General features: G+C 38.3%; 16 protein-coding genes. All 16 read left to right on the top strand.

Translation table 11 applies throughout. The features are described 5' to 3' along the window. The 16 genes from V4538_02400 to V4538_02325 all read left to right on the top strand — a co-directional run bounded on the left by V4538_02400 (position 1) and on the right by V4538_02325 (position 12,923). Entirely contained in the window at positions 1-2,268 is a 2,268-nt protein-coding gene (locus V4538_02400) for a hypothetical protein (protein ID MES2379862.1), read from the top strand. Positions 2,269-2,288: 20 nt separating this feature from the next. Next, positions 2,289-2,870, top strand: a complete 582-nt coding sequence (locus V4538_02395) for a hypothetical protein (protein MES2379861.1) — start codon at positions 2,289-2,291, stop codon at positions 2,868-2,870. 66 nt (positions 2,871-2,936) lie between these two features. Continuing rightward, positions 2,937-3,662, top strand: coding sequence for a hypothetical protein (locus V4538_02390; GenBank protein ID MES2379860.1), 726 nt, complete (start codon positions 2,937-2,939; stop codon positions 3,660-3,662). A gap of 88 nt (positions 3,663-3,750) precedes the next feature. Then, positions 3,751-4,128: a hypothetical protein gene (locus tag V4538_02385; GenBank protein ID MES2379859.1), complete on the top strand. Its 378-nt coding sequence runs from the start codon at positions 3,751-3,753 to the stop codon at positions 4,126-4,128. A 1-nt stretch (position 4,129) separates the two neighbouring features. After that, positions 4,130-4,477, top strand: a complete 348-nt coding sequence (locus tag V4538_02380; protein MES2379858.1) for a hypothetical protein — start codon at positions 4,130-4,132, stop codon at positions 4,475-4,477. Beyond that, positions 4,464-5,315, top strand: coding sequence for a hypothetical protein (locus tag V4538_02375; GenBank protein MES2379857.1), 852 nt, complete (start codon positions 4,464-4,466; stop codon positions 5,313-5,315). The genes V4538_02380 and V4538_02375 overlap by 14 nt, the downstream gene beginning before the upstream one ends. A gap of 1 nt (position 5,316) precedes the next feature. Continuing rightward, complete coding sequence (locus V4538_02370; protein ID MES2379856.1) at positions 5,317-5,562, top strand: hypothetical protein; 246 nt, start codon at positions 5,317-5,319, stop codon at positions 5,560-5,562. A 2-nt stretch (positions 5,563-5,564) separates the two neighbouring features. Further along, the gene (locus V4538_02365) at positions 5,565-6,353 is read left to right on the top strand and encodes a hypothetical protein (GenBank protein MES2379855.1); all 789 of its coding nucleotides are present in this window, start codon (positions 5,565-5,567) and stop codon (positions 6,351-6,353) included. Between the two features lies 1 nt (position 6,354). After that, entirely contained in the window at positions 6,355-7,041 is a 687-nt protein-coding gene (locus V4538_02360; GenBank protein ID MES2379854.1) for a glycosyl hydrolase 108 family protein, read from the top strand. Continuing rightward, a complete protein-coding gene (locus V4538_02355) occupies positions 7,010-7,228 on the top strand; it encodes a hypothetical protein (GenBank protein ID MES2379853.1) in 219 nt (72 codons plus the stop codon). The genes V4538_02360 and V4538_02355 overlap by 32 nt, the downstream gene beginning before the upstream one ends. Then, positions 7,215-7,805 carry a hypothetical protein gene (locus V4538_02350; protein MES2379852.1) on the top strand — a complete coding sequence of 197 codons (591 nt, stop codon included), beginning with the start codon at positions 7,215-7,217 and terminating at the stop codon, positions 7,803-7,805. Before V4538_02355 ends, V4538_02350 begins: the two co-directional genes overlap by 14 nt. Beyond that, a complete protein-coding gene (locus tag V4538_02345) occupies positions 7,805-7,951 on the top strand; it encodes a hypothetical protein (GenBank protein ID MES2379851.1) in 147 nt (48 codons plus the stop codon). Before V4538_02350 ends, V4538_02345 begins: the two co-directional genes overlap by 1 nt. Before the next feature lie 4 nt (positions 7,952-7,955). Further along, the gene (locus V4538_02340) at positions 7,956-8,189 is read left to right on the top strand and encodes a hypothetical protein (protein ID MES2379850.1); all 234 of its coding nucleotides are present in this window, start codon (positions 7,956-7,958) and stop codon (positions 8,187-8,189) included. Between the two features lie 214 nt (positions 8,190-8,403). Then, a complete protein-coding gene (locus V4538_02335) occupies positions 8,404-8,679 on the top strand; it encodes a hypothetical protein (protein MES2379849.1) in 276 nt (91 codons plus the stop codon). Positions 8,680-8,683: 4 nt separating this feature from the next. After that, positions 8,684-11,644 (top strand): zincin-like metallopeptidase domain-containing protein, encoded by a 2,961-nt coding sequence (locus tag V4538_02330; GenBank protein ID MES2379848.1) that lies wholly within the window; start codon positions 8,684-8,686, stop codon positions 11,642-11,644. Beyond that, positions 11,622-12,923, top strand: a complete 1,302-nt coding sequence (locus V4538_02325; GenBank protein ID MES2379847.1) for a hypothetical protein — start codon at positions 11,622-11,624, stop codon at positions 12,921-12,923. Before V4538_02330 ends, V4538_02325 begins: the two co-directional genes overlap by 23 nt. Positions 12,924-12,935 lie beyond the last annotated feature (12 nt).

The following is a 12,935-nucleotide window of genomic DNA, read 5'->3' as shown; positions in this document are numbered from 1 at the left end:
ATGGCCGGAAATACAATATATTTAAATGGCATTGAGCCTTTAACCGCAAACAATAGTATGCATATTCCACTTGATGGATTATTAGGCGAAGTATTGGCAGCTGTTAACAATGTTAGTGTACAGATACAAAAAGGCCAACCAGTAATGCCAGCTCAAACGGTGTTAAATAATGTTATTACCAATGCTGCTAAAAAGTTAGTTGGTCAAGCTCCTGTACTTCCAATGATAGTACCGGCTAAAACAACTACAGCGGTGGTTATGCCAGCGGTTACAAAATCGGCTGTAGTGGTTACACCAGTAGCTAAACCGGTTAACCAACCGGTTACAACAATTCAACCTGTGTTAACATACAAATATACCGGGCTTGATTTAGGCGATAAAACCACTGGTAAAGCTGTTGTAAAGAACGGTGAAATTATAACGGGCCGTATTGAAAGCACAACTGACAAGGGAAAAGTAGTTTCAGGTATATTGGTAAAAAAACCTATAGGAACCGTATTTGTTCCCTCAAACTATTTAACTAAAGTTGATACACAACCAGTATCAAACCAACCATCCACAACATTTGTTCCTCCCATAGTAACAAAATCGGCTGTCATAAACCAACCTTGCACAAACTGCGCTCCACCAGTTCGCAAGGTTGACAGCCCACCTGTTAAATTAAGCCCACAAACCGGAGGTAAGCCTAAAAAGCAAATACGCCCGTATAACGCAGCTGAATTAAACGCAATGACCAGGGTGGTTATTGAGCCAATACGTTTAATGCTAGTTGAAAACTTAAAGGTAGCAGAAACGCAACCTGAAACTATTGCCAGCATTTACAATGTAGAAACGTATAAAAACTTTATAAAAGAATTGCTTGCCGGTTGGAATAATCCTGTATCGTTTAAAGCGGTTTTAGCTAAGTACAAAGGTAAAATTGAAAATACACAAGCTATGAATGTACGTGCGAGAAATGCGGCTTTAAGTGGCATTTCCGGTTACGTTGATATTACTCAAAGCTGGCCTACTAACAACAGTGTTAGGTTAGGAAGTTTAGGTTGGTTTGGTTCTGATTTTACCGATTGGTTAGGTGATACAGCTGGTGATTTGGCTAAAAGCGTTGGTGATATAGCCAAAAATGCTTACGGTTTCACCGTTGATGCTGTTGATAAAAGCATCAGCGTAATTGGCGATGCTGGCCGTGCTATTGGCGAAGGCTTGAAAAATGCAGCTGTATGGACAGTAGGCATGCTGCAAAAGTATAACCCCATAATGATTGCAGCCCGTAGTGCTTTTCGTGGCCTTGTAGCCATTAATTTCCGTGGTTGGGCATCTGACATGCAGGGAATGCGTGACCGTGGCGAAGACAATAAAATTAAAGATGTTTGGACAGGTACTTTTGTTGGTGGCGATTGGGGCGACCTGCTTGCATCCATCAACACCGGTAGTGGCAGAAATAAAGTAACCACCACTGATGCACCGGCTTCGCCAGCAGTTGAAACCATATCTGCACCACCACCGCCACCGGTTAAACCAACAGAAGCTTTATTAAAAGTGGTAAGCCAAGAAAATGCAGCTGCAAGGGTTAACAAGTACAATGCAGATGCAACCCAATATAACAAAGACCACAACCCAACGCCAAAACTGGAGTTAATGCCAGCGTGGGTAATGAAAGAAGTTATTGTTAAGACAGTTGTTAATCCTGCCGGAGGTGCTAAAGTAACGGTTAAAAAAATCGTTGGCGAAGAACCTACCGGAACAAAACAAACCCAAATGAAACCGGCTGTAAATGCTGGGCCAACAACAGTAAAACAGGCAATTCCAAGTATTACAAAATCAGCGGTTATGTCTATGGGTAGTTTGGGTGAAGCTATTACAGCTGCTACATTACTAGCCACTGCTACACCAATAATTGTAAAAGTAACCGATGCCATTACTAAAGTAACCGACACGGTTAAAAAGGTAAGCGATGGAGTTGATGATGTAAAAAAAATAACTGCACCATTTTTACCACCATCTAACAACACGCCACAAGTTGGCCCTGGAACAACTTACCCACCGGGTACAGTTACACCAGCGCCAAATAATAACCCAGCAACGCCAGTTCCAACGGTAAGCTACTCCAAAGAGAACAACACCACAATGATAGTGGTTGCAGCTGTAGCTGTATTAGTTTTAGGTGGATTGGCAATTGCAAGCTCCGGCAATAAGCCGCAAAAGCCAGCCAATTTACAGGGCCTAAACAAGCCATCAAAAGGCAAAACAATAGCAAAATTCGAAATTTAAAAATCAATAAATCAAACATCATGACAACAGCAGTAGCAAACACAAAAGGGATGATGAGCGGCATCAATGCTGCCTCCCTTAAAAAAGTAGGGCTTTTAGCCTTAGAAGCAACAACCGGCTTTGTAGCCGGACATCAAGTATTCACAAGAGTAGCTCCAAAAGATTGGACAACCGGGTTAAAAGGAGCAATGGCCAGCCTTGCACTTATTTTAATCAGTGCCATCACTTTTGTGAAAGTACAAAACGAACACGTTAAAAATTTGTCAATCGGTAGCGCTGTATATGGCATTAACAAATTGGCCAATTCTCTTTTCTCACAAGTGCCTGTAATTGGAACCAGTGGCTTGGCAGCATTTCAGTTGCCAGAGGGAGCGCAAAAAGTATTGCGTAACATTTTCCCTAACCTGGGCGATATGGGCGAACCTGAACCAATAGCATGGAATATGAACGGTATGGATGTTTACGACCATAACGCTGATTTAGGCGCTGCAATCGAACAAACATACGAAACCGTTGGAGTAGGTGATTATGGTTCTTATGGACAACTGGAAAATGAGCGTGTAACCGTAGCCGGTTACTCCGATAATGTAAAAGTAGCTTAATTTTTTTTGGTAGAAGCTTTATAAAAACCCAATTCAAAAAGTCAAAAATTTAATCAATAAATAAAAATGAACACAGCAATTTTATCAGGGTCGGAAGTATTAGCTAGAATTATAGCAGCCGACAACAAAAGTTTAGCAGCCGGTGGAAGTGGAATTTTAACTTCAGAACAAAGAGCTGCGGCAAAATCAGGCCAATTAAACGCTATATATGATGAAAAGTATCATAGAGCATATTTGGCCAATACAGGTGCCGATACTGGTGTCGGAGCGTATGATGTTAACGTAGAGAAAGAATACGGTGTAACCAACCTTGAAAAAGGTATGAAGTTAGCGGATGATTTTGTCATGGTTGCCACTCGTTCAAGAGTTGCAGTAATCCCAATGCCAAACACTACACCAGGTGTAACTGATTTACGTAGCACTACAAAATTAAAAGTAGCAGAATATACCAATTTGTTACAAGCTCCAGGAGCTGCCCAAACTTTAGTAACACCAAGTGAAGTTACTAGTGCTGAATACGAGTTAAAAATTAACGAAAACCGTCAATTCAGTTTTGGTTATAAAAACTACTTCCAGTCCAATAACCGTAAAGACAGCATCGAAGCCAGTGCAGCTGATTCAATACCGGTTCCTAACGGCTTAATATTGGTAAAAAAAGGAAAGGCTTTAAAACCTATTCTTTACTTGCCAAATGGCGTTACGCTTCCTAATACCGCTGCCGGTGCTAATGCTGTGGCTTATGCTACAGAGTTTACCTACATCGGTTACACTTTGGTTATTGAGAATAACTAATAACTAATTAATCCGTAAACAAATAACATAGAACTTTAAAGGGCTGCTATGTGCAGCCCTTTTTGTTAAACCTTTAATCAATTAACAGATGGCAACATTACCATTAATGAAAGCAATGGATTTTACAATCCCTGCTAATGCTCCTTCAGGAGTAGCAATTTCTTTTGATTTTGAACACGAATCGGAAGACGGCTTACGTGTATTTGCTATGGGCTTGGTAGAAACAGCCAATCAAGACGATAAGCATTGGAATTTTAAGCTGGAAGCCGAATTAGGCACATCAACTATTGACAGTGTTAGCAAGAAATTTTTAGCAACAACAGAACAAACACCATTAGACAATAGGTTTTTGCCTATTGAATTTGTTGTTCCAGGCACAAAGAAAAGCAAAGTGTACCTAACACCAACCGTAGCCGTGGCTGCTAACCCAATAAAAGTTCAAGTAGTTTTTAAATACAGAAAATAACATGTGTGGTTGTAATAGTAATACCCGTGAATTTATTGGCGTAAGGCGTGAAACTTTGGTCGTTACCAAAAATGATAAAATACCGCTTAAGCATGTACTGCGAATTAATGCGGTATTGCTTACACCTACACCTGTTGTTATTGGCGATACTGATAAGCTAAAGGATTCTGACGAAGACTGTTGTATTTCATCAGGCTGCGACTTGCCTTTTTTAGATGACCAATTTTTACCCGTAACATTTGATGAACAGACATCAGATACTACCATGATGTTAAGAATTGTTAAAACACTCATTGTTCCAAACCCCAACTATTTGGAATGTAAATGTAACTGCAATGGCACTAACTAAAGAACAAAAGGAAAAAATTATAGAGCTTCATTTTAAAGGCTATAAGTCACAAAATGAAATTGCTTCTATCATGCACATCAACAAAAGGTTTGTTAATGATGTATGCCAGGCTTATGCAGAAATGCAAGGATTATCATTGGCCGGTATCGGAACTGAAGTAGCGCCACAACCAACGTTGTTTCCTGGCACAATTCCAAACCATAGAGATCAACCAACGCCACAATGGGGCTATCCACAAACGGCCAATTCACATGAGTTAACCTACTTAAATAAGAGAATTGCAGATTTAGAGGCAGATAAAGCCGAACTCAAAAAAAAGTATGATGCGTTGGATTTGGAATTTGTCAAACTAAACAAAGATTATGGGTTATTGCAAATAGACCATAAAACCGTTGAAACAAAGCATATGTACGAGAAAGAAATGTTGACAAAAGAACATTCTCTTACTCAAAAAAGTGGATTAAATGGCTTTTTTGACAAAGCCGGAGAAATTGCAGACAAGGCCCTGAAAAACGATAAAATAGGTATGCTTATTGGCCTTGCACTGGCTAAAAAGTTTGATGTTCCTATTGAAGGAATGATAGGCCCTCTTTTAGGTGGTGCAGCTCCGGGTAATAACACTGGCGCACCAGCAATAGCCACACACCCATTATTAGCCAACCCGGAGTATAACCAATCAATAAATGAAGCGTATCAAATGTTTGCAGCACTTCCAGAAAGTGAACTTGTTAACATACACGAATTGTTGGTTTTAATTTTAAAAGTGCCTGGCTCATTAGCAGCTGCACTTGACATCATGAAAAAACATTTAGAACGCAAACAAGCACAACCGGCATAATATGAAAGTTGAAATAGAAACAGGCAAAAGCTTAGGCGTTTTAGCCGAAATAAAGCAAAAGAAATTACAAACAATATCAGACGTTATGGATGATAATGTTTTAGAACTGTTTGCAGGCATAGCCAGCAAAGCAGATACACCCGAAAAGGTAAAAGATTTTAACGCCAAAGTAATGGATAGCAAAGCCCTGATAGAGGGTGCATTCGGTGGCGAAGGTTTCAGTTTAAAAAAGATGATTGGGTTTTAATTATGGAAACAAAAACAATTGTATTGCAAACACCCGGAGCAAATACCAAAAGCGGAGGCTTTAGCCCGTTGTTATTTGCGGTTATTATAGCAGTAGCAGGCGGTAGTTATTATTTTTATACCAAAAATAAACAAGAAAAAAGCGCCCAAGATGCAGCCGGTAATATTCAGGGTGATGATAACACACGACTTGCAAGCCAGTTTAAGGCTCTTATAGGTGACAAGTGGTTTGGATTTCCTCAACGTGATAAAATATTGGAACTAGCCAAAACAGTAACCGACTGGAAAAAAGTGGTTGATGCTTATTCACTGCTGAATAAAGGCGACAATTTGGAAGAAGATATACGGGGCATTTTATTTCCATCCCAATTTGAACAGTTTTTAATTAACCTGAATGTTAAAGCCCGCCAACAAAATAACAACAAAACGAGTGTGCAGCAACCAGTAGCGGCACCTAAAGGATTGGTAAAAGGTGTAACTCAAATAAAAATCAACAACGCCAATAATGACGTTTTTGGCCTTAAAGACCGCCTTAATTATGGAACCGGCAAAAATGATATTCGGTTTTCAAAAGGTGCTAACCTGGCACCGGTTGTTTTCTTAGATTCTGTATTGCATACCTACATTAATGGAGGCAAGCCATTTAGCGTTCAACTATTTAAGATAGCCCTTTTAAGCAATAAAGCTGAATACTGGGTGCGTGAACCTGATATATTAAAATCTTCAATACCGGCATTAAAAGCGCTGGAGGTTGACAAATACGAGCCACGATTTACAGTAAGAGTAGCATAATATGAGCACGGCACGTTTTGAACGAATAACCACCTTTGCAAAAGGCAATGAGGGTAACTACGCCAATACTCCGGGAGATACAGGCGGTGAAACCTACAGGGGTATTTCCCGTGTTTGGTGGCCAAAATGGCAAGGCTGGGCAATCATTGACGCCTATAAAAAACAGGTAAACCGCCCACTTAAAAACAATGAAAAAGTACCAAGTGCTGCTTTAGAAGTATTAATAAAGGACTTTTACTTTGCCAATTTTTATGTACCGGTTAAAGCCGAAAGTATTAAAAATGAAAGCGTGGCTACTACTATTTATGACCATGCTTTAGGTGTTGACACTAATGATGCAACCAAGCTTGTTCAAAAGATACTGGCCAATGATTTTGGGTTTGGTTCAAAGATGCCAATAACCGGAACCTTTGGCCTTGTAACACTAAACAACCTTAATAGTGTTGACCCGAAAAAGTTTTTCGATTTGTATAATGCAGCCAGGGAAGCTCATTACAGAAAAAGAGCTGCTACAGTTGCAAACCAAGCACAATTTTTAACAAGCTGGCTATCCAGGTTAAAAAAACTAGATTTTAAAGATGTAGCAGTTAAAACCGGTGTAAGCGTAGTTGGTCTTGCTGCTTTTTTTTTTACAATATATTTAATCAATACCAACAATGATGAAAAGCAAAAGAAACTGGCGTACTAACATTATTGGCTACTTAATACTACTGTTCATAGTAGCTGCATTGATAATGTTTTTAACAGGAAAAATAAATATTGAACAGGCTGGTGCATTCATAGTGCTAATAGTTGGTGTTTTAACGGCTATTGGATTTCTTAAAAGTGCTGATGCTAAAAATAATGATAATAACTACTACAATGGCGGAAAATAACAAAAACACACATTCAGGCATACTTATTTTATTGCTTTTACTTTTTAGTATTGCCGGTGGTTATTTGGCAGGGTATAAACTGGCCAATAGTAGTAACGCCAATACGAGCGATACTCTTAGCCACACCAAATCTATTGAATTGCAATATGATTCAGTGCCAAAATACATTGACAGACCTTACCCGGTTACCAGGGTAGATAGTTACCCGGTTATTATTCCAATTTATATTGATACGCAAGCCATCATTAAACAGTGGTTTACCGGTTATATAGCTATTGACAGTAGCACACTAAATAATGAATTGTTTTTGTTAATAGCTGATACCATAGAGCAAAATCAAATTAAAGGGCGCCATATAACGTATAAGATTTTAAGAGCTGATAGTATTATTAAAGAAACTACAGTATTAAAAGAGCCTGCGGGCAACGCCTTTTTTGTAGGTGCTGCTATAGGTACACAAACATTTGCACCGGGCATTATGTACAACCGGAAGAATAAATACATTATAGGCATTAGTAGCAATTTACTGTTACCACAGCCTAGCATATCAGGAAGCATATATTTTAAAATAAAGTGATGGATAGATTTTTAACCATTATGGTAGGTGCAACACTTGGTTATTATGCCGGTAAAATGTTAGACACTAAAAACGATGCGGCTAACATTTTAGTTGGTGTAGTAATAGCATCTGCCATTGATGGAGCTTTAAACGATAAAAAATAAACAGATGCTAACCATTTTTATAATAGAATTAGTAGTAAGTGCGGTAATGTTTTTTTTGGCATTTAAGAGGCTTTCAAATCTTGGAAGCAACTATTTATTCATTAAAGAAAATTACCACCTTACCGAGAATGAAAAGGCTATTTACGCACAAGTAACATTGCCATATATGAAACGCTGCCTGGCAATTATAATAGCCATAGTAGTGTTCAATATTTGGTTCTTTTATATGTTCATGTAATGAGATTTATATTTTTCATATATGAATTATACAATAGAGCCAGCCAATTAGCTATAACTATTCATTACGAAATTCAAGAGGCAAAAACCAACCCTATAATAAAAGGAAAATGTGCTTGGTGTAATGAAAAAGTACATATGCGCAAAAAAGAGCTTAACACAAATAAAATTGCTTGCAGCGATGCATGTTTCCAACAACTAACAACTATATACTCATGAAAGGACAAATAAACATACAAGTAACCATCAATAACGATGAAGATTTAAGCCAATTAGTTGGCTTGTATAGCGGTGTTTTAGGCGGTGTTAATATTCAAGCACCAAAAATTACCGTTCTAAACGAGTTAAAAAACAAATTAGAAGCTGAACTGGAACGCATTTATAGCCCGGAGCAATGGCAGGCAATGAAAGCGCAAATAGTTGAGCATAGTCAAAAGGCCGCAACGGTTGCGGAAGATAACAAAGGCATTTTTGACGATATGAAATACTAGGATAATGACACGGAAAGCACCACATAATATAGCATTAGGTAAGGGCGGAACAATTGGTTTTGCAACAAAAGAAGCCAAAGAAATACGCAAAAATTTTGTACCGGTTACAAACCTGGACCATTTGGCTTTGTATTTAGATGGTGTGAAGTTTAGCCCTGAAAGCTTTGACAGGTTTTTCGATAGTAACCTACGCAAAAGAGGTTCACAAGCTTTTAACTTAAGATGGATAAAAACCAACGGAACAAAGGTTGACCAGTTGGCCTTAGAAGTGCAAGGCCATGTACAGGGCTATGAAAACAAAGACGAAAGCCAAATCATTGACGATATTAATTTCTTGGTAAGCGGTTACCCAAATGGATTAACTGAATACTATTATGAAGCTACTGATTTTAACAACGAGGCATACAAAGAAAAACCAAACAACGCCAATATGAGCGATACTGAAGAATATAGCGAACAAGAAAGAGCAGCTGCCAATGAAGCTTTTGAAGCCGGTATAAAAAAGGCATTACGCCCTAAAACTAAAATCAAAAAAGTAGTTAAAACCGTTACTAAAACAGTTGTCAGAAAGTCAAAAGCCGGAAGAATTAAAACGGTTATTACTCCTGAATTAACGTTGATAAAAGGACTTCATTCTTTACAAGGTAAATTTGTTAAAACAAGCCAATTAAATTATTACCTCAATAAAATAACCGCCCTGGTTAAACGTGGTAATAAAAACCAACACTTCCAGTTGCTCAAAGAAATGGAGGCAAAGCTAAGTTTGGGTATATTCAAGCTTGATGGCAGTAACACTATTCAAATTAAAAATTTTCAAATAAACAAAGAGTTATTCAACAAACTGAATGCTGTTGTAAAAGCGCCAAAGGTTAAATCAGTTACACTTGGTAAATTAGGTAAGCCAACAGTAAAAAAAAAAGATAAACCAACTAGCTTAGATGGCCTATTATGTGGTGTTGAACAATACACTTTAGCAGAAGCCAAATCTTTAGGTATTATTGATAGTACGGGTAATAACTTAGCCGGTATAGAGGGCAAAGCAAAGAACCCTTACGATGTTATCAATCGAATCATTATAAAGCAAATTAACAAAGGTGTTATTCCCTGGGAACAACCTTGGAGCATGGACAAAGGTAGTGCCGTAATGCCTCAAAATTTCGGTAGTAAAAGAGCTTACAGAGGTGTTAATTTTTGGAGCTTATTAGCTGAAATGGACGAAAGAAACCACAGCATCCCATATTTTTTAACCAGCAAACAAATAACGGAAAAAGGCGGTACTTTAATAAAAGGTGCAAAGCCTTATTATGTTACGTATTACGGTAAATTCATAACAACCGATGTTCAGCCAGGTAAAGAATCTAAAGAGCCGGAAACAGAAGAAAAACTAATCAGTTTTTTAAAACTATACGGTGTTTACAATGTGGCTGATACGGACGGTATAGAATATAATAAACCTGATAACAAGCCAGCCAAACCAGTTGACCGTATTGAAAGTGCAGAGGCCATAATAAACAACATGCCCCAAAAACCAAAAATTAAATTTGGTGGCAATGAAGCTTCTTACTCTCCATCACAGGACATTGTTAAAATGCCAAAAATAGAAAACTTTAAGGTTAAAGACCGGTATTATTCAACCTTTTTTCATGAGCTTGTACATAGTACCAAAAACGATAAACGTTGCGGTACTGATAGCTTTAGAAAAAACAGTCAGCGTTTTGCCGATAAACAATACAGCTGGGAAGAATTGGTTGCAGAGCTTGGAGCATGTTATTTGTGTGGTGAAGCCGGTATCTTACACAAAACCGTTCAACATTCAGCCGCTTATGCTAAAGGCTGGGCTAATGGATTGGTTAAGTTCATTGGTAATGATAAAACATACTTTTTTAAAGCTGCCAATTATGCTCAAAAGGCAGCTGACTTTATTTTAAACAAACAAACTAACCTTTCAGGTTTAGAACCTGGCAGCAACGCCAATGATAGCGTTACTGAATTAAGGGACACGCCTCCTTTAGCACGCAAAACAAATAAGCAAGTTTCATATAAAGGCTATGAGATAACCGCACATCATAATACACTAAGAAATACCTTTGGTTGGTCTATTTATAAAGATGGTAAATACTTTGGGGCAATAAAAGGCAGTCCGTTTGCAACATTTGATTTAGCAGTTACAAATGCTAAGACATATATTGATAAAATACCTGCTTCTACCATGGCCAGCGACACTCAAAAAGGCGTTGCTTCAGATAATGTACAAACACTTGACCAGGTCGTAAGTGGTGGTACATTTCGTTTGGATGGCGACATCGGTGATTTACTTGGCGACCTAGGAAACCACGAATGTGCTATTACGCTTGATGGTGACCAGGGCGGAGGTAAAACACAATTAGCCTGGATTATTGCCAACGCAATGGCAAATAAAGGTTTTAGGGTTAAGATTTATTGCACGGAAATGCTTAAAACTTCATCATTTATTGAGTATCTAAAGACTGAATACATTAGTCCGGAAAATCAAAAAAAGATTCCAATTGATGATAGCACTGAAACAACAATGCAGAAAATAAGTGACGAAGCCAATGATTATGATTTTGCATTAATTGACAGCTGCACCAATCTACAAGACTATGACCAGTTTCAGTTTACAAAACTTTTCAAATCAAATCCCACAAAAAAATATTTAGGCTTGTTTCAGCGTACCACTAGTGGTGAGATAAGAGGAGGTAATAAGCCTGTGTTTGATAGTTACGTTAACTTACACGTTGCCAAAGTTGATGATACGTTTGTAAATAATTATGCTTATTCAAGCAAAAACAGATTTGGAGCAATCGGCCCCAAATTCAATATATCTAAACGAAAAAAAGTACCGGCAAACACCTCTTTAAGTGGCGTTGCTAGATCAAAAAATAAAACTGCAAAAAAAGTTTCTAAAAAGAAAGGAGTTAAAAATGTGCGAAGAACTGCCAAGTAAATATAAAAAACGGTTACTGGCTAAAACGGCCAACGTAGGTGATGTAATGGTTTGGGATGGCTCTAAATGGGTTGTTGGCCCACAAACCGGTGACGGATTAGACCTAAACGATGTTAATGATTTAATTGAAACCGGATTTACCAGCTACCTAAATAATTTTATTGCTGACGACTTAAGCGTTAATTATGTTACCAACACATCAATGGTTGATACCATTGGTTTAGCATTGCAGCCATACAGCACAATTGATAATGTTGATACATCCATTAGCAACGCCTTAACCGGCTATGCTACACAAATTTATACAAACTCGCAAATATCAGCTGCATTGCTTAGTTATAGTACCACCGGGCAAATGACAGCTGCACTTGCAGCATTGAAAGCTGAAATATATGGCGGTGCGCCTCCCGGTGCATTAGATAGCATTGCAGAGTTGGCAGCTGCAATAAATAATGATGAAAATATTGTTACCAATTTAACCAATCTGGTAGGTACAAAAGCAAGTACTACCTATGTTGATGGTGCTTTGGCCGACAAAGCAAGTATTGTTTATGTTGATGGTCAAATTGCAACCAGGGCTACAACTAGCTATGTAAATACTCAATTAGCTTTAAAGGCAGATGCCAGCTTATTAAGTGCCTATGCAACGCTTGCTGGTAATAATGCCATGACAGGAGCTAATACATTTAGCGGACAAAATAAATTTACGGACAAATTGGTTATTAATGCCAACGTAGCTGCATTGGCTGCGTTGCATGTGAGAGCTTCTGCTGCTGGTGATGCTTTTCGGGCTGAAAAATTAGATGGAAGCAACTTTGTTTCTGTTGATGTTAATGGCAGAGTATTAACTATAACAGAGGGCGGTTCTGCAACCATATTATCATTGATTGGCGGTAATACCTCATTTACCAATGCAGCCAACAATACTTTCTTAATTCAAAGCGGTGCAGGTTCTTTACGTGCAGGTATAGTATTAACCGCTTCCGGTGTTGACTTAACGACAAACGCTACTTCCCGGTTACGTGTTGATAATAGTGGAAATGTAAATATTGCCAAAAACTTACTGCTAGGCTCTGTAACAGCACCAACGGTTATGATGAAAGCTAACAGCGCAATTGTTCAAGTTAGAACACCTGCTGATGATGCTTTTGGTACCGTTCAGGCAAAAATACAGTTTGCGGATAACGTAACGATGGAAGCACTAACTAGCAATTGTACCATGCCCGGATTAGATAAAGACGGGAATGCAATTAAAATATTGGCTTATAAAGCCGGGTAACAAATAAATAAT

Source organism: Bacteroidota bacterium, assembly GCA_040388375.1.
GTDB lineage: Bacteria > Bacteroidota > Bacteroidia > UKL13-3 > UKL13-3 > JAAFJM01.
Note: the sequence above shows the minus strand (reverse complement) of the source record. Positions and strands in the feature narration are given on the sequence as shown.